The sequence below is a fragment of the Hyphomicrobium sp. 01T421 genome, assembly GCF_056398805.1.
In genome coordinates, this window is the sequence record NZ_JBFTQC010000001.1 from 2,930,289 (window position 1) to 2,952,501 (window position 22,213).

At 60.7% G+C, this 22,213-nt stretch carries 19 protein-coding genes; 12 read left to right on the forward strand and 7 right to left on the reverse strand.

Annotated elements, in window-relative coordinates; genetic code table 11:
• Positions 1 to 242 precede the first annotated feature (242 nt).
• The 3 genes from AC1DK3_RS13615 to AC1DK3_RS13625 form a co-directional block, all read right to left on the reverse strand.
• Positions 243 to 512 (reverse strand): hypothetical protein, encoded by a 270-nt coding sequence (locus AC1DK3_RS13615; protein ID WP_477192718.1) that lies wholly within the window; start codon positions 510 to 512, stop codon positions 243 to 245.
• Between the two features lie 92 nt (positions 513 to 604).
• Positions 605 to 2,065 (reverse strand): phenylacetate--CoA ligase family protein, encoded by a 1,461-nt coding sequence (locus AC1DK3_RS13620; protein WP_477192719.1) that lies wholly within the window; start codon positions 2,063 to 2,065, stop codon positions 605 to 607.
• A 190-nt stretch (positions 2,066 to 2,255) separates the two neighbouring features.
• Positions 2,256 to 2,921: a DedA family protein gene (locus AC1DK3_RS13625; protein ID WP_477192720.1), complete on the reverse strand. Its 666-nt coding sequence runs from the start codon at positions 2,919 to 2,921 to the stop codon at positions 2,256 to 2,258.
• A 373-nt stretch (positions 2,922 to 3,294) separates the two neighbouring features.
• On the opposite strand from AC1DK3_RS13625, the gene AC1DK3_RS13630 reads away from it, so the two are divergent.
• The 7 genes from AC1DK3_RS13630 (at position 3,295) to AC1DK3_RS13660 (ending at position 14,044) form a co-directional block, all read left to right on the forward strand.
• Positions 3,295 to 4,218: an alpha/beta fold hydrolase gene (locus AC1DK3_RS13630; protein WP_477192721.1), complete on the forward strand. Its 924-nt coding sequence runs from the start codon at positions 3,295 to 3,297 to the stop codon at positions 4,216 to 4,218.
• A gap of 164 nt (positions 4,219 to 4,382) precedes the next feature.
• Positions 4,383 to 4,835 (forward strand): (2Fe-2S)-binding protein, encoded by a 453-nt coding sequence (locus AC1DK3_RS13635; RefSeq protein WP_477192722.1) that lies wholly within the window; start codon positions 4,383 to 4,385, stop codon positions 4,833 to 4,835.
• Between the two features lie 11 nt (positions 4,836 to 4,846).
• Positions 4,847 to 7,000: a xanthine dehydrogenase family protein molybdopterin-binding subunit gene (locus tag AC1DK3_RS13640; RefSeq protein WP_477192723.1), complete on the forward strand. Its 2,154-nt coding sequence runs from the start codon at positions 4,847 to 4,849 to the stop codon at positions 6,998 to 7,000.
• Positions 6,997 to 8,331 carry a c-type cytochrome gene (locus AC1DK3_RS13645; RefSeq protein WP_477192724.1) on the forward strand — a complete coding sequence of 445 codons (1,335 nt, stop codon included), beginning with the start codon at positions 6,997 to 6,999 and terminating at the stop codon, positions 8,329 to 8,331. The genes AC1DK3_RS13640 and AC1DK3_RS13645 overlap by 4 nt, the downstream gene beginning before the upstream one ends.
• A gap of 146 nt (positions 8,332 to 8,477) precedes the next feature.
• Entirely contained in the window at positions 8,478 to 9,500 is a 1,023-nt protein-coding gene (locus tag AC1DK3_RS13650; protein ID WP_477192725.1) for an NAD(P)-dependent oxidoreductase, read from the forward strand.
• 404 nt (positions 9,501 to 9,904) lie between these two features.
• Positions 9,905 to 12,007: an OmpA family protein gene (locus AC1DK3_RS13655; protein WP_477192726.1), complete on the forward strand. Its 2,103-nt coding sequence runs from the start codon at positions 9,905 to 9,907 to the stop codon at positions 12,005 to 12,007.
• Between the two features lie 198 nt (positions 12,008 to 12,205).
• The gene (locus AC1DK3_RS13660; RefSeq protein ID WP_477192727.1) at positions 12,206 to 14,044 is read left to right on the forward strand and encodes a hypothetical protein; all 1,839 of its coding nucleotides are present in this window, start codon (positions 12,206 to 12,208) and stop codon (positions 14,042 to 14,044) included.
• Here the strand turns inward: AC1DK3_RS13660 and AC1DK3_RS13665 are convergent.
• On the reverse strand, positions 13,984 to 14,967 hold the full coding sequence (locus AC1DK3_RS13665; RefSeq protein WP_477192728.1) for an alpha/beta fold hydrolase: 984 nt from the start codon (positions 14,965 to 14,967) through the stop codon (positions 13,984 to 13,986). The genes AC1DK3_RS13660 and AC1DK3_RS13665 overlap by 61 nt on opposite strands.
• Positions 14,968 to 14,997: 30 nt before the next feature.
• Positions 14,998 to 17,205 carry a lytic transglycosylase domain-containing protein gene (locus AC1DK3_RS13670; protein WP_477192729.1) on the reverse strand — a complete coding sequence of 736 codons (2,208 nt, stop codon included), beginning with the start codon at positions 17,203 to 17,205 and terminating at the stop codon, positions 14,998 to 15,000.
• A 283-nt stretch (positions 17,206 to 17,488) separates the two neighbouring features.
• On the opposite strand from AC1DK3_RS13670, the gene dapA reads away from it, so the two are divergent.
• The 4 genes from dapA to AC1DK3_RS13690 are packed head-to-tail and all read left to right on the forward strand — an operon-like array spanning position 17,489 to position 20,007.
• Positions 17,489 to 18,379, forward strand: coding sequence for a 4-hydroxy-tetrahydrodipicolinate synthase (gene dapA, locus AC1DK3_RS13675; RefSeq protein ID WP_477192730.1), 891 nt, complete (start codon positions 17,489 to 17,491; stop codon positions 18,377 to 18,379).
• Between the two features lie 23 nt (positions 18,380 to 18,402).
• Complete coding sequence (smpB, locus tag AC1DK3_RS13680) at positions 18,403 to 18,876, forward strand: SsrA-binding protein SmpB (protein WP_477192731.1); 474 nt, start codon at positions 18,403 to 18,405, stop codon at positions 18,874 to 18,876.
• 22 nt (positions 18,877 to 18,898) lie between these two features.
• Entirely contained in the window at positions 18,899 to 19,456 is a 558-nt protein-coding gene (locus AC1DK3_RS13685) for a peroxiredoxin (protein WP_477192921.1), read from the forward strand.
• Positions 19,456 to 20,007: a peroxiredoxin gene (locus AC1DK3_RS13690; protein ID WP_477192732.1), complete on the forward strand. Its 552-nt coding sequence runs from the start codon at positions 19,456 to 19,458 to the stop codon at positions 20,005 to 20,007. The genes AC1DK3_RS13685 and AC1DK3_RS13690 overlap by 1 nt, the downstream gene beginning before the upstream one ends.
• Here AC1DK3_RS13690 and AC1DK3_RS13695 read toward each other — a convergent pair.
• Together AC1DK3_RS13695 and AC1DK3_RS13700 are read right to left on the reverse strand one after the other, a co-directional pair.
• On the reverse strand, positions 19,988 to 20,650 hold the full coding sequence (locus AC1DK3_RS13695) for a uracil-DNA glycosylase (protein WP_477192733.1): 663 nt from the start codon (positions 20,648 to 20,650) through the stop codon (positions 19,988 to 19,990). The genes AC1DK3_RS13690 and AC1DK3_RS13695 overlap by 20 nt on opposite strands.
• A 30-nt stretch (positions 20,651 to 20,680) precedes the next feature.
• On the reverse strand, positions 20,681 to 21,322 hold the full coding sequence (locus tag AC1DK3_RS13700) for a LabA-like NYN domain-containing protein (protein ID WP_477192734.1): 642 nt from the start codon (positions 21,320 to 21,322) through the stop codon (positions 20,681 to 20,683).
• 396 nt (positions 21,323 to 21,718) lie between these two features.
• On the opposite strand from AC1DK3_RS13700, the gene rpoZ reads away from it, so the two are divergent.
• A complete protein-coding gene (gene rpoZ, locus AC1DK3_RS13705) occupies positions 21,719 to 22,183 on the forward strand; it encodes a DNA-directed RNA polymerase subunit omega (protein WP_339083127.1) in 465 nt (154 codons plus the stop codon).
• Positions 22,184 to 22,213: the final 30 nt, after the last annotated feature.

Sequence of the window (22,213 nt, forward strand, 5' to 3'; positions counted from 1 at the left end):
CGTCGATCTCTTATCGTATTGTGTTAAGTTGTCGAGCACGCGGAGAGTGCGGCCTGAGGTTCGGGATACGTCTTCCGGCGGGGCGGCTGGATGCAATGGATCAAAAAGCGAACTGTCAGGTGAGGATCAGCCACGCGCAGAGGTTATTCAGTGAGCCCGCCGCAAGCGAGCATTTCACGAAATAGGCAGATCAGGCAGGGGATTGAAAAAGGGCCGCGCGGTTTAGGCGGCCCCCCACGAGATTAAGCGCCGATGCCAAGAGCGATCTGCCCGGACCGCGTCTCCACACTGTAAATCCCCAGGAACGTCTCGCCTTTGTGAACGCCGGTCGTTAGCCAGCCGTTGATCTCGAAAGTAAAACCTTCCGCCTGCTCCTCGATGCGCGCGATCGTTGCGTCTGTCGCGTCACCCTCAAGAATGAAGTGAACCCGCTCGCTATCAGGATATGCCAATGCACACCGCAACGCAGGCTTGTCGGGACCGTCGACGATCTTCAGCATTTTTCTGGTCATGACTGATACTCCGCAAAGAAAGCCGCATCCATTCAACTGGATTTGTCAGCTGGGGTTCCTCGCAAGAAAGGGGCAACGGGGCCGCGCTTCTCTCAGCGGACTTCGGCAGCTGGCCGTCCTTCAAGCTCAGGCGATGCCGGCGGGGGACCGAACATGTTCTTTGCGCGACGGACCTTTCCGGATTCCTCCGGGAGAATGCGATCCACCAGTTCGATGTCGAAGTGGATGACATTCGCAAGCCCCTCCGCCGTCACCGACTGTTGGATGTACTGCCGGAGTTTCTCGACGGATAGCGTTTGGCCGGGCAAGGCTGCGGCGCGCAGAACGAACCGGTTAACGCCGGTCTGAAGAAATTGATGCTCGGCCAGCCTCGTCTCGTTGTGGAGGGCGAGGAGAAAAACATAATACGGAAGATCGCGGATCTCGCCGTCGACGTTAACCCAGAATTGATCCTTCGATCGTCCTTGGACGGCCTTGACGAGGGGCAGGAGACTTCCGCAGTCGCACGGCGTCGCGCTGATCGTGACCATGTCGTCGATCTCATAGCGGATGATGGGCTGGGCCATATTGTACAGGTTCGTCAGAAGCACCTTGCTTCCCTGCGTGCCGTTCGGAACGGGCTTGCCGGTTGCGTCGACGACTTCGAGGAACGCGAGTTCGTCGTTGAGGTGGCTGCCGTGCGTCGTCTGGCATCCGCAGGTGAGGGCCATGCATTCGGCCATGCTGTAGACGTTCGTAATGTGCACTCCGAAAGCTTTTTCCACGCGTTGCGCGATGGGCTCGGGGAGCGGCTCGCTGATGTTCATCATTTGCTCGAGATCGCGGGGACGCTTCAGGCGTCCCGCTTGGAGTTCGCGCGTGATCGTCTCGAGAGAGCTCGTGTAGCCGGTGATGAAGTTCGGCTGAAATTCATTCAACTTCGCGACAAGCACGTCGGGCGGATCGAATACCGAGAGACGCTGCAACTTGAGGAAGCGGCGCGCGCGTTCGGGGAAATAATTGAAGAATGTGCTGCTTGGGTAAAACCCCGGCTTTTGCGTGATGATCGAGAAGCGCGCCGGATTGAACAGGCGCTGGAGGTGCGGCAGAAACCGCCGGCTCAATTTCTTGCCGCGTGCGAACTGGGCCGCAAAGGTCGTCAAAATCGCGGGCTTGTCTTGAACGATGATCGCCGGTTGCCCCTGGCTTCCCGAGGTGTGGCAGACGGCGAATTTGTCTTTGAAGTAGGCGCCGATGTTGGCGGGGTCCAACATGAAACGTTCAAGGTCGGCGCGGCGAAGGTCGCGGTCGGTGAAGATGTCGTCGAGATTTGCCATCATCTCGACCTTCGTGAGGGTTGGAAGATCAGTAATGGCGCAGGTTTTCAGATCGATCCCCTGGAACTTCTTTCGATAGTAGGGGGAATTGTCATAGGCGTATTGCAGCAAATGGCGGAAGCGCTCTTCCTTGGCCTTCGCGCGGGCTGCGAGGTCGCCCGGACGCGGGGGCAGAAGCGAACGGATAGCAAGCGCCAGCTTCAGTTGATCGTAAGCGGCGGCGAGAAATCCTCTCATATGAGATATGCCTTCGAGATGGTTCCAGAGATCATTGATACGCGGCTAACACGGGCGAAAAGCGGGCAACATCGTTCCCCAGGCGATAACGGCCGGTAAATCGAAATGTCTGCTCCATCCTGATTATTCAAGGATATCACTCCGATCTGTTTGGGTTGGGGTCGTTGATTTTGAGATCGTTTTGAGGCGCTCAGCCGACGGTCGGCGGTTCTCCCGTGCGAAGGCCAGGGAGTGGGCCCGGTAGTGAAGCTTCGGCCTCGGCTTGAAGTTCCGCTTCGTGGCGCTTTAGGTAAACGAAGATTGCGATCACTATTCCAATTGCAATCGCGATTGCGATGGCCCCGAGCGGCCCCTGTACCTCGTGAATGCTGCGGCCCAAGGTGTAGGCGGACATACCGACGATACTCGCCCAAACGAGGCCTCCGAGTGCGTTGGCCACAAGAAACCTCGGCCACGCCAGGCGATTGATGCCCGCCAGTAAGGCTGCGAGGAACCGAAGAACGGCAAAAAAACGTCCGAAGAATACGACCTTGCCGCCGTGTTTCTGGAAAAGGAATTGACCGAGCTTTATGCGGCCTTCGGTCAAGCCGAGATAGGAGCCGAATTTCAAAACCAGCGGATAACCGAATTCACGGCCGATGAGATAGCCGATGTTGTCGCCGACGATAGCGCCGATGGTCGCTGCCGCGATGACCATGGCGATGTTGCCGTCGTGGGTGGCGGCATAGATCGACGCGATGATCAGCACCGCCTCGCCCGGCAACGGAATGCCCAAGCTTTCGAGCCCGACGATGATGGCAACGGTCCAGATGCCGTACGTTTCAAAAAGATGATGCAACTCTGCTGGCGATATCAATAGCCGTTCCTTTTTGGGGGCTGGGCAAAAGGCCGTCGAGGCGAGTGGTCCGCTAATGGAGGATCATTGTGCCGATAATCAAGACTTAGGGAGCGCGGACGAGCACTGCATCGGCGGAATAGCAGTCCAGCTGCAACAGCGGGCGCGTGCCCTCCACCAATCCGCCGAATATGAACAGCGTACTTTGTTTCAGCGTGCGTCGCCTCGCTTTGAAGCCGACGGTGGAACCTATTGAAGGTTATCGCCGTATTAACAAATCCTAGGGTCGTGTTTGGCTGATCAAAGAAGCGGTGCAACAAGCTGTCAACCATTGCAGCAAATTGATCGGGCGGGCGGTCTTGCGCATTTGGAACTCCGATTTCAGAAATAGAGAATGATCTGGGTGCCTAAAAAAGCATGGGCCGGACGGTCCCTGTCGCATCTTCCAGCTGGCCTCGCCGGCGACGCGGCTTTTCGGCTCTTTTGCATGCCGGAATTGTCGTATTACCGCGCTGCCAACCATTCGCAGCTCGCGCAGCGGGCGCGGTTTCATTTGCGCAATGCCCACTGGCGCCGGATCGCGACGCCGGTCGCCGCTATTCAAGCCTATATCTTCGAGCCGGACCGCAGAGTTGCGTTGGGCACCGTACTCGTCGTGCACGGATGGACTGGCGAAGCTTCATTTATGACGGCTCTTGCCGAGCCGATAAGGCGGGCGGGATACCGCGTCGTTCTGTTCGATCTGCCGGCGCATGGGCTCAGCGGCGAACGTTCGACCAATCTCATCGCATGTGCGCGTGCGACCGCAATCATTGGCCGCCGGTTTGGCCCGCTCAGCGCGATCGTTGCGCATTCGTTCGGCGGCATGGTCTCGCTCGTTGCCGCCGAAGGGCGACCACCAATGCCCTATGCCCTTGCGACGCCGCGTATCGTTCTCGTTGCCAGTCCGAATAGGCTTCCGGAAGTTACGGGTGAGTTTGCGGAGCGGTGGGGTCTTGATGGCGCGGGACGGCGCGCGTTCGAGGCGCGGCTGGAGCGCATATCAGGCCGCTCGCTCAACAGCTTCACCGTCGTCAAGCTTTTGCGGGCGACGGGGTGCGAATCCCTTGTCGTACATGACCGCGAGGACCACGAGGTTTCGTTTCGATGTGCCGAAGAGATCGTTTCGGAAGCTGATGGTGCGGAATTGCTTCCGTATGCGGGCTTCGGCCATCGCAATATCCTCTTCGCGCCGCCAGTCGCTCGAACGATCGTTTCGTATTTGTCGAAGGCAGAGAATAGCGCGCATCAAAGAACGCATACCGATCATGCGGCCTGACTATATCGGTGGCAGAGAAACGCCGATTATCCCGGCTTTTTCGTCGCTTGGATCGTTTGAATTATATCTGTAATATAAACGTGTAAACTCGAAGGATGTCGCGCGGCATCGTGCGATTTCGTCGGCGAGCAATGCATTGATCATTCAAGCGCCGGGAGCACGTGATGATCTCTCTGAAAATCAACGGTCAGTCCAGAGACGTTGATACTTCCCCCGACACGCCTCTTCTGTGGGCGCTCCGCGATTTACTGGGAATGACAGGCACAAAGTTCGGATGCGGCATCGCTCAGTGCGGAGCCTGCACCGTTCATGTCGACGGCGAGGCGGTGCGCTCGTGTCAGCTGCCGATCGGCTCCGTCGGCGACCGCGCGATTACGACAATCGAAGGCATCGGTGCGACGGATGCCGGTGCCAAGGTTCAGAAGGCATGGCTGGATCTCGAGGTCATCCAGTGCGGCTATTGCCAGTCCGGGCAGATCATGTCGGCGGCGGCGCTGCTTGCCCATACGTCCAATCCCAGTGATGACGACATCGACGCGGCGATGGCCGGGAATATCTGCCGCTGCGGTACCTACGTCCGCATTCGCGCGGCGATTAAAAAAGCTGGAGCGGCATGACGGAGGTTCATATGCAAAGAAACTTCGCCTCCGAGGCAAGCCCCCTTTCTCGCCGAGATCTTCTCAAGGCGGGAGCTGCGGGCGTTTTGCTTGTCAGTTTTCGCCTGCCGACTGCGCGCGCGGCAGATCAGAGCTTTGCGCCTAATGGGTTCATCCGCGTCGGCAACGACGATGTCGTGACGCTCGTCATGCCGCAAGTCGAGATGGGGCAAGGGATTTATACGAGCGTCGGGATGATCCTGGCGGATGAACTCGACGCTGACTTCAATAAGGTCGTTCTGGAGCACGCGCCGCCCGACGAGAAGCTTTACGCCAATCCGGTGTTTCACATTCAAGCGACGGGCGGCTCGACTTCGGTGCGGGCTTTCTGGATGCCACTTCGCAAAGCTGGCGCTACCGGGCGAGCAATGCTTGTCGCCGCTGCCGCGCAACAATGGGACGTCGAGCCGTCGAGCTGCCGGGCGTCGAATAGCGAGGTGATCCACGACGGAAGCGGGCGTAAGCTCGGCTTTGGAGCACTCGCCGCGCAAGCTGCAACCCAGAAGCCGCCCAGCGATCCGTCGCTCAAGCCGCTCAAAGACTTCACGCTGATCGGCAAGCCGATCAAGCGCAAGGACACGCCGGAGAAGGCCAACGGTACAGCCCAGTATGGCATCGACGTGATGCCGGCTGGCGTTCAATTTGCGACGGTCGCGGAATGTCCGGTATTCGGCGGCAAAGTCGGGCGCGTCGACGATACCAGGGCCAAGGCCATAAAAGGCGTTCGTCAGGTCGTCGTGCTGGATGATCTTGTCGCGGTGGTCGGCGACTCGACGTGGACTGCGATGCAGGGCCTCGATGCGCTGGACATCACGTGGGACGAGGGACCGAACGTTGCTATTGGGTCTGCCGAAGTCTGGGATGCTTTGCGGAATGCCAGCAAGGGCGAGGGCGTCGTCGCCAAAGAACAGGGCGACGTCAAAGCCGCTTTCGCCGCCGGCGAGCGATACGAAGCGGTCTACGAATTGCCGTTTCTCGCCCACGCGGCGATGGAGCCGCTCAACTGCACCGTCCACTTCACCAAAGACGCCTGTGAGATCTGGACCGGAACGCAGGTTATCGCACGCGTTCAGTCGGAGGTCGCCAAAGCGCTCGGATTGCCGACCGAAAAAGTGACGGCGCACAATTTCCTGATCGGTGGCGGGTTCGGTCGACGGCTCGAGCCCGATATGGCGGTCAAAGCGGCGCGGATCGCTCAGCACGTCGAGGGGCCAGTGAAGGTCGTTTGGCGGCGTGAAGAGGACATGCAGCACGATGTCTACCGGCCAGTCTATCACGATGCGCTCGCGGCGAGCGTGAAGGACGGCAAGGTCACCGGCTGGACACAACGGATCACGGGCGCGGCGATCATTGCCCGCTGGCTGCCTCCGGCGTTTCAGAAAGGCATCGATATCGACGCCGTCGACGGCGCGACCGATAACCCTTACGGCGTTCCCAACGTTCGGGTGGAGTACGTTCGGGCGGAGGCGCCGGCGGTTCCGACGGGGTTCTGGCGCGGAGTCGGGCCGAACAATAATTTCTTTGCGAGCGAAAGTTTCATCGATGAACTCGCCCACCGGGCCGGCGCGGACCCCGTCGCGTATCGGCTTAACATGCTCGACGCTACGCCGCGCCTCAAGGCTGCCGTTCAGCTCGCTGCGTCGAAATCCGGCTGGGGTGGGGCACTTCCTGCGCGCACCGCGAGAGGCATCTCCGCTCAAACGGCTTTCGGTAGCTTCATTGCGACCGTTTGCGAGGCGGAAGTCGATGAGAACGGCGAAGTTCGCGTGCACCGGTTCGTTTCGGCCGTCGATAGCGGTATCGCCGTCAATCCCGACACCATCGTCGCTCAGCTCGAAGGCGGACTCATTTTCGGTCTGACCGCGGCGTTGTTCGGGGAAATAACGATCACGAAGGGGCGCGTCGAGCAGAGCAATTTCCATGACTACCGGATGCTGCGGATCAATGAAGCGCCGAAAATCGAGGTGCATCTGATCTCCAGCACGGAGTATCCCGGGGGGATCGGCGAAACGGGAACGACCGCCGCCCCGCCAGCTCTTACGAATGCGCTTTTCGCGGCGACAGGGGTTCGATTGCGAAGGTTGCCAATCGACCGCGACGTGCTCGCGGGGAGAAAGCCGGCATGAAGCGATCGTATTGGTTGGCGCTTCTCGCAGTTATCATACTCATCGCTGCAGTCTGGATCATCTACGTGCCGGGGCCGATGGCATTTGCAAAGGGTGGCTCGGTCGCCCTTTCCGATTACACGGACGGCAATCCGACGGGCGTTCCGGCGAAGCTAGCAAAAGACGATCTCGTTTCGCGCGGAAAGTATCTGACGCGCGCGGCCGATTGCGAGGCGTGTCATACGGCCAAGGGCGGCGAACCTTATGCTGGCGGCCTTGCTTTCAATCTTCCGTTCGGCACGCTCTACTCGCCCAACATCACACCCGATAAGGAAACGGGTATCGGCAAGTGGACCGATGCCGACTTCCTGAATGCCGTCCATAAGGGCATCGCGCCTGACGGGTCGCGCCTTTATCCGGCATTTCCCTACACATCTTATACGTTGTTGGCCGATGACGATGTGCTGGCAATCAAGGCCTATCTGTTCAGCCTTGCCCCGGTCCGTCGCGAGGCCCCGCCGAACACACTTGCTTTCCCATTCAATCAACGTTGGGGGATGGTGTTCTGGTCGCTCCTCTACAATAGCGACGAGCGGTTCCGGCCCGATCCGAAACAAAGCGCGGAATGGAATCGCGGTGCATATCTGGCCGAAGCGCTGGGCCATTGCGGCGAGTGCCATACGCCGCGCAATCTTATGCAGGCGCTGAACAACCGCAAAAAATTCGCAGGCGCGGTGACGGCCGGGTGGAAGGCCTACAACATAACGCAAGACAATGAGACCGGCATCGGCAGCTGGGACCCGGACACGACGGCGAAGTTTCTCGCGCATGGCCACGTGGAAGGCTTGGGGACGGCTTCCGGACCCATGGGCGAGGCCATCGATATGAGCCTGATGCATTTGGAGCCCGAAGACATCAAAGCGCTCGTGACGTATTTGAAAACAATTCCGCCGATTTCCGACCCGGAGCTTCCGGTCCCCAAAACGACGCTGGCCTCAGCGTTTCCGAAAGCGCATGAGATTTCCGAAAACGAGCGTGGCGCGATGATTTTCGCGGGTGCCTGCGCGGCCTGTCACGGATGGTCGGGTGAAAGCCCTGTCCGGTCGTACGCGAACTTCGTCGGCGGCCGTGCCATCAACGATCCGAGCGCGAGGAATGTCGCACAAGCCGTGATCTGGGGCGTGACCCGCCACTCGCCAACCGGCGAGGTTACGATGCCGGCATTCGGCAAAGCCTATTCGCCGGAAGAAATTGCCGCTGTCGTCAACTACGTCACCGCGCGTTTCGGTGCCGCGAAGTCCAGCGTTACGGCTGAAGAGGTGACGAAAATCGGCCAGCAGGCGTCGCAATAGACGGCATTGTGAGCTTCCGCGCCCGACACGCTCAGAAAACCTTGTTCGTTCGGCGTCCGGCCGATAGGAACACGAGAGCCTTCCGGCGTCTCACGGGCGCCGGGTTGCGGCGCGTGTGATCCTCAATGCAAGACGAAAGACCGAGCGTGTCCGATCCTGTTGCCCACCGCATCGCGGCGCTGGCGGTGCTCCCCGTTTTCTTCAAGCTCGACGGCAAGCGGGTCGTTCTGGCGGGCGGAGGTGAACCGTCGCTGTGGAAGGCCGAGCTTCTGTCGGCCGCGGGCGCCCATGTCGAAGTGTTCGCGGAGAGCTTTGCCGAAGGTTTTCGGGAACTGGCGGCCTCGCCTCCCAACGGCCGGCTTGTCTTGAAGGATCGCCGCTGGACGCCGGAGGATCTGAGATCCGCGGCGCTCGCGGTCGGCGCCTTGGGCGACGACACGGAGGCTGCGGAATTCGCGGCTGCCGCTCGCGCAGCCGGCGTGCCTGTCAACGTCGTCGATCGTCCGGCATTCTGTGATTTTCAGTTTGGCGCGATCGTCAATCGTTCGCCCCTTGTCGTCGGGATCTCGACGGACGGCGCGGCGCCCGTCTTCGGTCAGGCGATCCGCTCGCTCATCGAAGGGCTGCTGCCGGAAAGCTTCAAGAGCTGGGCCGAGGCTGCGCGAACCTTACGGCGCGACAGCGATCGCCTCGGCGACACCATGGAGAAGAAGCGGCGCTTCTGGCAGCGGTTCACGGACTTCGCGATACGCAATGCCGATCGCGGACCGACGCCAGCGGATCTCGATCAGTTGATGGGCGATGTTGCGGCTGAAGACCGCCGCCACCCGGTCGTCATCATCGAAATCGGCCCCGGCGGTGCGGAAGGTCTGACGCTTGGAGCGGTCAGAACGCTGCGCGGCGCCGACCATATTTTCTTCGACGAAGACGTTCCGGCTGCCGTGACGGAGTTCGCCCGCCGCGAAGCCCGGAGATATCCGGTCGGGGCACGGGCACAAGATGCTCAGGCCGTCATCGACAACATCGTGGCGGCGAGTGCCCAAGGCGGCCGCGTCGTGCGGATCAGAATGCGCGTGGCGCTCGAGCCGAGCGGGGAGGCGGACGAGGCCGGGGTATTGCGAGCTGCAGGCCTTTCGGTGGTTGTCCTTCCCCCGGGCTACGCTCCTTAGCGTGTGTCGCGTCTGAATAGCTCCCCGCGATCCACTGGCAGTTTTGTAAGTTCGGCCCTGCCGCCACGCCGTTGCCGCGAAGGGGTGCAAGTAAAAAGTATTAAGCGGTACTTGAGCCACAGGCTGTGATCGCTTCCGCAGGGGGCGAAAGATTTCTTTTTCTCTCAGATGGTTAGCGGACGCTGCATGAGCTCGGCGCGGCTTGGAATGGCGTTCCCACTTGTCTATACTTGGGGCGAGGGGATCCGTTCGGATCAGAGTAGGCCACGTTGGCGGGTTAGCGCATCGCTTCCCACCAGTGGGTTTTGCTCGTCCGCTCCCTTTCGTCGTCTGTAAGTATTCGGAGTCGCCTGCGCATGCGCTGCAATCCATCATATTGGCTTTTGGGACTCGTCCCGATTGCAATGTTGACTTGGGTTGCCGTCCAACTCGAACATGACGGTATCGAGTACGATCTCGCGCACCGCTCGGGCGAAGCGCTAAAGCGCGCGGGTTTCGATTGGGCCAGCCTTCGCTTCGTCGGCCGCGACGTCGTGCTGATGGGGAAGGCGCCGGAAGAGCGCGATCCGGACAAGGCACTCGCCTCTTTGGAGAACGTCTGGGGCGTCCGTGTCGCCAGCGACAGATCCGAACTCATCGATAGCGTTGCAGACTATCGCTGGTCGGTTATTTCGCCAGGCGCCGGCGCCGTGCGGCTCGCGGGAAACGTTCCGTCGGAGGACGCGAGACGGGAGCTTATCGATGCTGCCCGCAGCGCCTTTCCGGGTAGCGAAGTTTCCGACGAGATGCGCTTGGCGCGTGGCTCGATCGACCGGCGCCAGTGGCTTACGGGTGCGGTCTTCAGCGTGCGCAGCCTTTCGGGGTTGAAGCGCGGCGAGGCGGAACTCGCCAATCTCAATTTGTCGATCAAGGGCGAGGCGAAGACATCGGCTGCCTATCGGGAGATCAAGACGGCACTCGCAACACGGCGACCGGCTGGTGTTGGCCTTGCGCGTGAAGATATCGCGCTGCCCATCGCCCGGCCCTTCGTATGGTCGATAAAGAAGAGCGGCTCGGGGATCGCGGTCTCAGGTTTTGCGCCTTCCGACGAAGAGCGGGAGAAGCTCGGCGCGCGCACGAAATCGCTCTTTTCCACAATGTCGATCTCTGATCGCACGGATATCGCTGCCGGTGCTCCCGATGGATGGGGGAAGGCCGCTTCGATCGCGCTCGAACAGCTGGCGCAACTTCGGCTGGGCGAGGCTTCGATCGCCGACCGCGAGCTGACCTTCTCGGGCGAGGCAGCCGACGAGCAGATCGCTTCGGCTGTCAAAAAGACGTTGAAGCTCCAGGTGCCGCAAAACTTCCGGATCATCGATCAAATCCGCTTCTCGAAGCCGGATATCGTCGTGCCGGGCGGCGGCTATGTGATGGGCATCGTGAACGAAGGTGCGGCGCTCGATCTCGTCGGCATGATGCCGAGCGAAGCGGCGCGGGCGGCGCTCATCGATGCGGTGAAGGCGCGGTTTCCCGGGCGGCAGCTGAACGACAAATCGCAGGTGGCTCCTGGCGCGCCCGACGGGTGGCAGCAGTGCGTCGTCGCGGGCCTCGCGTCGTTGCCGCGTCTCAAGAAAGGCAAATCCATCCTCACCGATCGCCGGCTCGTGGTTTCGGGTGAGACCGACGATTATGCGGCCTCGCAATCGGTTCCGGGCGATGTAAAGGCCGCCGCAGGCCAGACGTGCGAAACGACGACGAATATAGCATTCACGGGCCAGCTGAAGACTGACCTCACGTGGAAGGCGACCCGCGAAGCCAACGGCATGGTGACGATCGGCGGCGAGGCTCCTGATGACGCGTCGCGCTTGCGTCTCGTTGAGATCGCGCAGCAGATCTATGCGGGGTCGAACGTCACCGACAACATGAAGATCGTCGGCGCCGCATCTGAGCCTTGGTCGTCGGCGGCGCATCTCGGCCTTGAAGAAATGGCGCGGTTGCGCAACGGCGAAGTTACGATTTCAGGCAAGGAACTCGTGATCAAGGGAGCGGCGGAGAGCGAGCAAGTCGCCAATGATATCCGCAGCGTGCTTTCGACGGATTTGCCGCCGGGCTTCAAAAGCCGCGATGAAATCACGATCATGTCGGTCGACGAGAAAGCGGCCGACAGCTGCCAGACGCTGATGCGCCAGACGACCGCCAAGGGCACGATCAACTTCGAGCGAGCGAAGGCGGATTTGACGCCCGACAGCACGCAGACGCTGAAGGATCTCGCTCAGATCGCGAACGAGTGTCCGAACTTCAGCATTCAAATCGAAGGGCACACGGACGCTGAGGGGACGGATGAGCGCAATTCGCGGCTCGCCGATCGCCGGGCGCGTGCGGTCGCGGATTTTCTTTCACTGAACGGCGTCGATGGCCGCCGCCTGACAACGATCGGCTACGGGGCAACGCGGCCGATCGGCGACAATTCTACGGACGCAGGCCGCGCCAAAAATCGCCGTATCGAATTCACCGTCCGGGTCAACTGAGACGAACGCCGGGGAAAGCAACTATGGATTATCTGTTCATGAAATTGATCTGGTGGATGGCAGCAGCATTTGCGCTGGGGCTCGTTGCCGGGTGGGTATCGTGCGGCGCCAAGAAATCCTGAGGTGCCGACGTTGGCCGATCTTGGACGTGCTGAAGGAAGTGCAGGGCGAATTGTTGGGCATTCGATTAGGTAGGAAATGACGTACCTCCTGTTGCAGACATTCCTACTTTTGCTCGCATCGTATTTTGCGGGCGCCTTCGTTGCTTGCCTTGTGAAGCGGGTAGCCCTCGGCTCGTCTGCGGATATTCCCGAAGGTATTTTGGCGCCGGTTCAGCTCGAGGTGCCTGTTCGCCCTCCGGTGATGTCGCCGTCGCCGCCGCCCGTTCGTGGCCGCGCCGCGTCTCGTATGCCGCCGCCGGTCGCGCCGCGAGCGATCGACCCCGTGCAGCCTAAGATCGACGTCTTGCGGCGGCCGGAGCCGCGGCCCGCTCCGAAGGTGCTCGACCCTTCGCGTTTCTTGCGGGCGCTGATCGGGCCGGATCCCAACGAAGGTGTTCCCCGGCGCGCAATCGTCGAATTGCGTCCCTCGGTGTTGAAGCCCGTAACGGGGATGTATCAGCCAAAGCCGCCGGAGCCTGTGGCGCCGCCGGAACTCGAGCCGGAAGCTCCGGCGGTTATCGCGGAAGAAGCGCCGCCTTCGCTGCCTGAGCCTGAACGTGAACCTGAGCCTGTCACGAAAACGGAACGGCCCGGCGGTCTCGCCGCGAGATTGCGTGACGCGACGACGGCGGCCGCTGCCGGCGCTGTGGCCGCCGCGAAGGCTGCCGCGGCTGCTTCCGTCATGATGCCCGGAGCGTTTTCTCGAAAGAGCGTCGAGCAGGAAAAGACGGAAGCGCCCGCAGAGGCCGCGGCCGAGCCTGCGGAAGTGGCAATGGAAAATGTGCCGCTTGAATCGCCGATTCTCGGATATTCCGATGCGCCGGTGTCGAAAGCGGAGACGCCAGCCGCGATCGAGCCCGAGTTGCAACCTGAGCCCGAACCGAAGCCGGAACGAAAGCAAGAGCCCGCACCAGCGCCCGCGCCTAAGATCGTCGCTCCGCCGGTCTCGAAGGCAGTCGAGGGCGGTGACGACTTTCAGCGTATTCGCGCGATCGACAGCGACATCGAACAGAAGCTGAAGGCAGCAGGCGTCAACTATTTCGAAGACATGGCGGCGTGGACTCAGGCTGACGTCAAACGGTATGGGCAGGATCTTCAAATTCCCGGCCGGATCGATCGCGAGCAATGGGTCGAGCAGGCGCAAATTCTCGCCAAGGGCGGGGAGACGTATTATTCGCGCAACCGTTTGGCGGCGCTCAAATCGAGTGCTGCGGCTGCCGCACCCAAGTCCACGACGGATAACGATCGCGGGCAAAAGGCTGAAACCGACGGCGGTCCCCCGGCGTCTCAGCCGAACCGCGAAGAGCGGACGGATTTGTCTGGTGTCGCTGCTGCGAGCCAGGGGCGGTCGGTCGCGGAAATGGCTGCTGCTGCTGCCGCTGCAATCGCCGCTGCATCCGCCAGCGTAACGCGCGGCCTGAAGCCCATCGAGCCGATTTCGCCGCTCTCCAAGGTCGATCCGAAGATCTCGATCCCTGCGAGGATCACCGACGCGATCAGAGAGCGGAACGGCGCCGCAGCGCCGGCTCCGGTCGTCAAAGCAGAACCCAAAGCCGAAGCTGGCGCCGACGCCAAGGCTGAAGAAAGCGCACCGCCACAGAGCGAGGCCGATGGATCGCACGACGATCTCAAGCGCATCCGTGGCATTGGCGTCTTGATCGAGAAGCGGCTGAACGCCTTAGGCGTCGGCACTTACGACCAGATCGCGAACTGGACGAGCGGCGACATCGATCGCATCAGCCGAAGCCTCGAATTCAAGGGCCGGATCGAACGCGAGAACTGGGTGGAGCAGGCGCGCATCCTGGCGAGCGGCGGTCAGACCGAATTTTCGCGGCGCGTCGACAGAGGCGAGGTCGATACCAGCCGCGAGACGTGACCAAAATCGCTGCGCGATAGCGTTCCGTAACGCGCTCCGTCACGCGGCTCGTCCGTCTCGGCGAAAAACGATGCGATTGCCGATATCGTCGGCGCATCCCGCAATAGCGGCGCGTGGCCTTCGTCGGGAACGGTGAGGGATTTGAGCCGGGGATGGCGCTGGCGCATTTCTTCGACCGTCTTTTCCGAGAGAAGGTCGGTATTCGCACCACGGATGACGAGCACCGGGACGCGCTTCATTGCTTCGAACTGCGGCCATAGCTCCGGTATTGGGCCGTCGAGAACGGATAAACAATTCGCCAATTTGGGATCGTATCCTCGCGCGGGCTTTCCCTTCCGTTCATTGAAGAGCTGGCGGGCGACGGCTTCGAAATCCTTATCCGTCATCTTGGGAAAGTCGTGGCGGAAGAGATCGCCGACGATGCGCGTCGCGTCGTCCCAGTTCTTCGCGAGCGGAACGCGGCCGACGTAGCCGGCTATCCGGGCCAAGCCTTCCGCATCGATGACGGGGCCGATGTCGTTCAACACGACCGCTCCGATCAACGACGGCTGGACGGCTGCCAACACCATGCTGACAAGGCCGCCTCGCGAGGTGCCGATGACGCCGACGTTATGCAGACCGAGCATCGTCAGGAAATCGATGACGTCCTGCGTCTCGATCGGCACGGCGTAGTTCTTCCAATTGGCATCGTGATCGGAAAGGCCGCGCCCGCGCGTGTCGAGCGTGAAGACGTCGCGAGGTACGGCGCCTCGGCTCAAGGCGATGGCAACGTCATGAAAATCGCGGCTGTTGCGCGTCAAGCCAGCGAGGCAAAGCACGGGACGCGCGCGCGATAGGGTTTGCGACCGGTAGTGCCGGCCATAGAGACGCAGCCCGTCGCGGCAGGTGAAGTAGATTTCCTCGAATTCTTGCCCGGTCGCCATTCGTGTGCCGTCGCCTTTGTTCTGAAGGTTTCAACCGTCGTTGTTTTCAGCAACGCCTTGAGTGTCGCCCGGCATTTTCGTGTCGCCGCGATCGCGCAGGAGATCCTGCTTCAACCGAAGCGGATTTTTCATGCCGAGCCGGGCCCGGTAGATTTGGATGTTCGCCAAAACCTTCGTGACGTATTCCCGCGTCTCGGTGATCGGGATGCGTTCGATCCAGTCGATGGTATCGACGTTGGGATCGCGCGGGTCGCCGTTTTCCCGGATCCACTGCCGGGCTCGTCCGGGTCCGGCGTTGTAGCCTGCAAGGCCCAGCACATATGAGCCGCCGAAGTCATCCATGCGATCGGCGATATAGGCGGATGCGATCATCACATTGTACGGGGGGTCCGAAAGGAGGCGAGGGATTGCACATTTGATCTTGTAGTCGCGGCATACGTGATGCGCCGTCGGCGTCATCACCTGCAAGAGCCCCTTGGCGCCTGCGCCGGAAACAGTTTGAAAATCGAATTCGGTTTCCTGACGCGCGATGCCGAGCAGGAGCGGAAGCTCGGGCGGCGCCCGCAATGGCGCGTAACCCGGGAAGGGTTTCAGCGGATACCCGTAGGTCAGCAGGTTTTGCCCCTTGCCGATCGCGACCTTGGAAATGCGCAGCGACATCTGCGGATCGCCCAGAGCATCCGCGAGATAGGCCACCATTCCAACCTCGGCTTCGGTGTTCCCGGAGTTGCGAAGGCCGGCGAGCAGCGTGCGGGTAATTTCCCGTTGGAGATTGGCTTTACGCGCGATCACCAGGGCTTTCGCTGAATCAGACGACAGCAACTTTTGAATTTGATCGGCTGTCGGGTAGGCGGGCGGCGACATCTCGAGGCTCGAACGGTTCGGTTCGAGCATTTGCATGGAGAGCAGGCCGTGGAAGGTATCCGGGTTCTTCGCGGCCACTCGGTACTGCTTCACTGCCTCCGGCCTATCACCGCGTGCGTCGGCCACGCGGCCGAGCCAATAGGCTGCCTTGGCGCGGCTCAAGGGACCATCGGCTGCCGCCGCCATATCCGTGAAGTGCCGCCGAGCAACATCGGGCTTATTGAGGTATCGGAACGCGATCCACCCGGCCAAGAACGTCTGGTCTTTGCGCGGATTGACCGATAACGGCCCCGCCTCGTTGACGAGATCATAGGCGAGTTTGGCGTTGCCGAGCTTCAGCGCGCCATAGGCAAGGTCGCGCCGTTCGGACCACCATTCGTCAAGCGCTGCGATTTTGTCCGGGTTGGGTGGAATGGCGAGGATGATTGCCGCGGCTTCCTCGGTTTTTCCGGCTTTGCGCAGAAGTTGCACTTTATGAAAGGCCAGACCCGTGTCGTCGCGACTGCCGGGCGGAAGAGCATTCATCAGCGCCTGCGCATTCGACGCTCGATTGAATACGGCAAGGCGGGCTGTGGCCCTTTTGCGCTCGCTCTCGGGCAGAAGCGGAATGAGGCGGTGTGCGAGAGCGACGCGATCGGCGCGCTTTCCCGCATAGCGGACATCGTCCGTCACCAGCCGGTCGAAGCGCCATTTGTGATCGGCGGGCGACAACAACTTGCCGAAGCGATCGAGAAAACCGTTTTCCAATGACGGGGGAATGCTCATCTCGCGCCATACCTGCACGGCGAGCTTTCGTGCCTCTCCCGTTGAGCCATCAGCGAGATTGGCCGAGGCCAAGGCCGCATAGCCCGCGCCGGTCTGGGGCATGGTATTTTGGTAGTAGCTCTTGATGTTCGCCGCGCTGCCGCCGTGCGTGAACAGCGCTTCTTCGAAGCGCTGTGTCAGCGTTGGCCGGTCTGGCCAATCCGGATTGTCCTTTAAGAACTTCCGATAGTCCGGCGGTTCGCCGAGCCCGGCCCGCAAGCGGAGCCAATCAGCGAGCTTGCGGATTACAGGGTCGTTAATTTTTTCTTTCGCTTCCGCAAAGCGGCCGATGTCGTCAGCGCGAACGGCGGCTAGCGCCTGGCGGAGGGCTTCGACGTCTCCCGAATCAGGGGAGATCGATAAAAGTGGCGCGAGGGCCGCATCGAACTTGCGGAGCTGGTCCTTTTCGGCCGGCAGGAGCTGGGGTGCAGGCACAGGTTTCTGCGCCGATTCGGCTCTGGCGGACGCGCTCGCGAGGGCAAACCCAAGGATCGCGAAGGCCGTCGCGAATTTCGGCAGAGCGCGCGAAAGCGAGCCGATTAGTATTGTATGATTGGGGGTTAGATGCATCGCTTCCTTTAGGATGGAACGCCCCACCCGGCCGATCTTGCGGCGGGCTTTCCGAGCGCCTAATGTCGCGCCGCTTGCCTCATCAGCAACGTTAGACCGTATTAAGCGGAGACATGGCGGCTGAAGCAAGCGGTTCAATCCGTACGAGGTGGCACGCGCGTGCGGCGAGACGGTGACCCATGGCCATGACGGCATGAGTCTTTCCACGTAGATTTTCCCGAGCAAGGCCAAGGCGCAGCATCGAGCGGTGTTCGTCACGGTCTTTTCAAGTTAAGGCGACGGCATGTTCAAAGGTTCAATCACGGCACTCATTACGCCTTTTCGTAACGGGAAGGTGGACGAAGCTGCGTTTACGCGGTTCATCGATTGGCAGATCAGCGAAGGTACGCACGGTCTCGTGCCTGTCGGAACGACGGGTGAAAGCCCGACGCTCGATCACGATGAACATAAGCGCGTCATAGAGCTCGCCGTCGAAGCCGCGAAGAAGCGCGTTCCCGTGATTGCCGGTACGGGTTCCAACTCGACGGATGAGGCTGTCGAGCTTTCGCAATATGCCGAGGAAGTTGGAGCGGACGGCGTGCTCATCGTTACGCCCTACTACAACAAGCCGAGCCAGGAAGGCCTCTATCAGCACTTCAAGGCGATCAACGACGCCATCAACATTCCGATCGTTATCTACAACATTCCGAGCCGGTCGGTCGTCGACATGTCGGTCGCAACCATGGGGCGTTGTTTCGAATTGAAGAATGTCGTCGGCGTCAAGGATGCGACGGCGAACCTCGCACGCCCATCGCAGACGCGTGCTGCACTGGGAACCGAGTTTTGCCAGCTCTCGGGCGAAGACGCGACGGCGCTCGCCTTCATGGCGCACGGCGGTCATGGCTGTATTTCCGTCGCCTCGAACGTTGCGCCGCGGCTCTGCGCCGAGTTTCAAAATGCGTGCATGGCCGGAGACTTCAAGAAGGCGCTGGCGCTGCAGGACCGGTTGATGCCGCTGCATGAAATTCTCTTCATCGAGACGAACCCGGCGCCCGTAAAGTATGCCGTTTCGCGGCTCGGATTTGGGACGCCGGATATGCGCCTCCCCATGGTTCCTGTCTCCGAGGCGAGCCGCCGGGCGATAGACGCAGTTCTTCTGCGCCTCGATCTCCTCGACGCAAAAGCCGCCGAGTGACGGCTGCCGGAAAGAATTGATCGATGGCTTCGAAACGCGACGACGGCACCACGCTGGTCGCCGAGAACCGCAAGGCGCGGCACGAGTATTTCATTACCGATAGCTGGGAAGCGGGCATCCAGCTTCTCGGATCGGAAGTGAAATCGCTTCGCCGTGGTCAGTCGAATATCGCGGAGAGCTACGCGTCGGTTGAGGACGGCGGCGTCTGGCTGATCAACAGCTACATCGCCGAATATCCCGGAGCCGCGCTTTTCCCGCATGAGCCGCGCCGCAAACGGCGTCTTCTCATGCATGCGACCGAGATTCACAAGATCGGCATTGCGATCGAACGCAAAGGAATGACGCTCGTTCCGCTCGAACTTTATTTCAACGAGAAGGGCCGGGCGAAGGTCAAGATCGGTTTGGCGGAAGGCAAGAACCATTCCGACAAGCGTCAGGATGCGGCCAAGCGCGATTGGAATCGTCAGAAGGCACGCCTGATGCGAGAGAAGGGCTGAAGTCGTGGCGGATGCCAACTTCATGGATGTCGATTGGGCGAGCCTTCCACGTCCTATCGACGATGGCGGCGTCCGCCATCTCACCGGCTTTGCCTTGCCCGATATCGCTCTGACCGCAACTGATGGTTCTACGATCCATCTGGCGCGACTGCCGGGGCGAACGATTGTTTTCGTTTATCCAATGACCGGCCGGCCCGGCGTGGCGCTTCCCGACGGCTGGGATCAGATTCCCGGCGCGCGCGGCTGCACGCCCCAGACATGTGCATTTCGAGATCTTTACGCGGATTTGCGGGCGGCCGGAGCCGACTACGTTTACGGTTTTTCCACGCAGGATAGCGCCTATCAGCGAGAAGTCGCGGAGCGCCTACATCTGCCGTTTCCGCTGCTATCCGATGCCGATCTCGAATTTTCGCGCGCTCTGCGGTTACCGATGATGGTGGTCCATGGGCGCACGCTCGCCAAGCGTCTCGCGCTCGTTATCGACGAGGGGATTGTTGCGCACGCGTTTTATCCAGTCTTTCCTCCGGACCGGAATGCCGGCGATGTGCTGACGTGGCTTCAGTCAAATAAGCGCGGATAATGGAAACAAACTCGCCCTGGCCATCACCCGTTGACGACGGGGCCGCAAAGCATCTGATCGCGGGGACGCGTCTTCCCGATGTCGCGCTCACGGCGACACGAGGCGCAAGCGTCAATCTCGCCCGCTACCAGGAGCGCGCCGTCGTATTCGTTTATCCAATGACGGGAACGCCGGGTGTCGCCAACCCGCCGGATTGGGACATCATTCCGGGAGCGCATGGATCGACGCCGGAGGCGGAAGGATTTCGCGACGCTCATGAGGAATTCGAGCTTCTCGGCTACGAGATCTTCGGGCTCAGCAGTCAATCGCCTGAGGGCCAGCAGGCTTTTGCGATGCGGGCCGGTATCCCGTATCTTCTTCTCAGCGACGAGACGTTGGCGTTCGCCGATGCGCTGAAGCTGCCGCGCTTCGAGACGGGCGGAGCGACGTATCTCAAACGCCTGACGATGATCATTCGAAACGGCGTGATCTATCGCGTCATCTATCCGGTTGAAGCGCCCGCAACGCATGCGCAGGAATTGCTGGCATCGCTCAGGCCAGCTCGCGCCTGATCTCCGAAAAAACCGATCGGAACATCTCGGTCGTCAGACGGCGGGTGTTCGTATTGTAGCGCGAGCAATGAAAGCTGTCGTAGAGGACGCGATCGTCGCTCAGCTCGTGGCGGGCTCCGTGGGCAAACGGGTGCAGCGTTTTCCTTTTCGCCAGCGTTGTCAGCGTTTGATCGTGGGCTATGCGGCCGAGAGCCAGGATCACCTTCAATTTAGGCAGATTCGCCAACCGAGCCTCGAAGAAGGGGCGGCAATTGGTGATTTCGCTCGGCTCCGGCTTGTTCTGGGGCGGCACGCAGCGCACGGCATTCGTTATCATGCAGTCGACAAGCTTCAGCCCGTCGTCGGGGCGAGCGTCGTACTTGCCCTTGGCGAAGCCGAATTCGAGCAGCGTTTGATAGAGGAGATCTCCGGCGTAATCGCCGGTGAACGGTCGTCCCGTGCGGTTGGCGCCGTTCCGTCCGGGCGCCAGGCCGACGATCAGTAGACGGGCTTGGGCAGTGCCAAAGGACGGCACCGCTCCGTTGAACCAATCAGGTTCCTGGATCTCGTTTTCATTGCGGTAGGCGACGAGCCGCGGGCAGCGCGTACACTTTAGGGGCGCTTCGGGACCAAAGACGATCTTGCCCATTGCCCCGGCCGCCATGCGTCGATGCTCGTGTGGAAGAAAAAGTTCTTAGACTTCTTCTTCCGCGAGGTCATCGTCTCCGAGGTAGGTGGAGTCGCGTGCAGGAGAAAGCGGCGCCCGAGCCGTATATTGGCGTGGCGAACGACCAGCGGGTCCGCCGCTCTGGGAACGTCCAACCTGCTCTTCAAGATCGGCCAAGTCGACGAACTGATCGGCCTGACGGCGCAACTCATCGGCGACCATCGGCGGCTGCGTTTGAAGGGTCGATACGACGCTTACGCGCTTGCCCTTTTGCTGCAGCGCTGCGACGAGGCTGCGGAAATCGCCGTCGCCCGAGAAAATGACGATGTGATCAAGGTTGTCGGACAGACGCATGGCATCGACAGCCAGCTCGATATCCATGTTGCCTTTGATCTTCCGACGGCCGGTGGCGTCGGTGAATTCCTTCGTCGGCTTTGTCACCATCGAAAAGCCGTTGTAGTCCAACCAATCTATCAGCGGACGGATCGATGAATACTCCTGCTCCTCGGCGAGGGCCGTATAATAGAGAGCCCGCACGAGCTGACCCTTCTGGCGGAAGAGTCCGAGGAGGCGCTTGTAGTCAATGTCGAAGCCTAAAGACTTGGCGGTCGCATAGAGGTTCGCGCCGTCGATGAAGAGGGCAAGTCGTTCGGTCGGATAAAAATGCATTTTTTGTTTCCTAAAAGCGGAACGGTGCGAACTAAACAGTGTCCAGTAATCTCGCTGGAGGGGGCGTCAACAGCCCGATTCTCTAATCGGCTACAAGGACTTGACTTAGGTAAATACGGCAGGTTCAGGCATCTACGGTGTAGAACTCTGCTTTCCTAAGGGTTACCAGATGTGAATGCCAGTCAACAATTGTGACAATTAGTCTATTTAAACCCGATTAAGTCGGAATGCTACCGGGTGAGCAATTTTGGTTTTGCTTCTCCCGTGTACTACTTGCTTAATCCACAATTACGTGGCAAAGAGGCATCAGCGTGGCGCTGGAAGGCGGTCCGATCGGCTGTTTGCGCCCTATAATGCCCTACAACGTGCCAGTTTTACCAAGGGAAGGTTCTGCCCATGGCTCGCGTCACCGTCGAAGATTGCGTCGACAAGATTCCGAATAGATTTGAATTGGTCCTCCTCGCAGCGCACCGCGCGCGGGCAATAACCAACGGCAGCGCGATCACGATCGCCCCCGATGACGACAAGAATCCGGTCATCGCCTTGCGCGAAATCGCGGAGCGCACGCTGTCGCCCGACGACATGCGCGAAACGCTGATTTCGTCGATCCAGAAAAATACCGAAGTCGACGAGCCGGAAGCCGTTGCAGCACCGTTGCTGCCGCCGGAGCGCCGCGCGCCGATGCTGGGCCGCGACGATCTTTCGTCCGATACGCAAGTCGACGTCATGACGGAAGAGCAGCTTCTTCGCGGCTTGGAGAGCATGACCCCGCTGGAGCCTTCGGCCAATATCGGATCGGGATCAGGTTCGGGTTCGGGTTCGCGCGAACGGGACCGCGATCCGCGCGACCGTTCCCGCTAATACTCTATTCACCAGCGTCGCGACATCACG

What these genes read in the sequence shown, in the direction of transcription:
- AC1DK3_RS13655 (WP_477192726.1), top strand. Translation starts at nt 9,905, where the DNA reads ATGTTGACTTGGGTTGCCGTCCAACTCGAACATGACGGTATCGAGTAC.
- AC1DK3_RS13695 (WP_477192733.1), bottom strand. Translation starts at nt 20,650, where the DNA reads ATGGCGGCCGGGGCAATGGGCAAGATCGTCTTTGGTCCCGAAGCGCCC.
- AC1DK3_RS13645 (WP_477192724.1), top strand. Translation starts at nt 6,997, where the DNA reads ATGAAGCGATCGTATTGGTTGGCGCTTCTCGCAGTTATCATACTCATC.
- dapA (WP_477192730.1), top strand. Translation starts at nt 17,489, where the DNA reads ATGTTCAAAGGTTCAATCACGGCACTCATTACGCCTTTTCGTAACGGG.
- AC1DK3_RS13690 (WP_477192732.1), top strand. Translation starts at nt 19,456, where the DNA reads ATGGAAACAAACTCGCCCTGGCCATCACCCGTTGACGACGGGGCCGCA.
- AC1DK3_RS13620 (WP_477192719.1), bottom strand. Translation starts at nt 2,065, where the DNA reads ATGAGAGGATTTCTCGCCGCCGCTTACGATCAACTGAAGCTGGCGCTT.
- AC1DK3_RS13660 (WP_477192727.1), top strand. Translation starts at nt 12,206, where the DNA reads ATGACGTACCTCCTGTTGCAGACATTCCTACTTTTGCTCGCATCGTAT.
- AC1DK3_RS13700 (WP_477192734.1), bottom strand. Translation starts at nt 21,322, where the DNA reads ATGCATTTTTATCCGACCGAACGACTTGCCCTCTTCATCGACGGCGCG.
- smpB (WP_477192731.1), top strand. Translation starts at nt 18,403, where the DNA reads ATGGCTTCGAAACGCGACGACGGCACCACGCTGGTCGCCGAGAACCGC.
- AC1DK3_RS13685 (WP_477192921.1), top strand. Translation starts at nt 18,899, where the DNA reads ATGGATGTCGATTGGGCGAGCCTTCCACGTCCTATCGACGATGGCGGC.
- rpoZ (WP_339083127.1), top strand. Translation starts at nt 21,719, where the DNA reads ATGGCTCGCGTCACCGTCGAAGATTGCGTCGACAAGATTCCGAATAGA.
- AC1DK3_RS13630 (WP_477192721.1), top strand. Translation starts at nt 3,295, where the DNA reads ATGATCTGGGTGCCTAAAAAAGCATGGGCCGGACGGTCCCTGTCGCAT.
- AC1DK3_RS13670 (WP_477192729.1), bottom strand. Translation starts at nt 17,205, where the DNA reads ATGCATCTAACCCCCAATCATACAATACTAATCGGCTCGCTTTCGCGC.
- AC1DK3_RS13635 (WP_477192722.1), top strand. Translation starts at nt 4,383, where the DNA reads ATGATCTCTCTGAAAATCAACGGTCAGTCCAGAGACGTTGATACTTCC.
- AC1DK3_RS13615 (WP_477192718.1), bottom strand. Translation starts at nt 512, where the DNA reads ATGACCAGAAAAATGCTGAAGATCGTCGACGGTCCCGACAAGCCTGCG.
- AC1DK3_RS13640 (WP_477192723.1), top strand. Translation starts at nt 4,847, where the DNA reads ATGCAAAGAAACTTCGCCTCCGAGGCAAGCCCCCTTTCTCGCCGAGAT.
- AC1DK3_RS13665 (WP_477192728.1), bottom strand. Translation starts at nt 14,967, where the DNA reads ATGGCGACCGGGCAAGAATTCGAGGAAATCTACTTCACCTGCCGCGAC.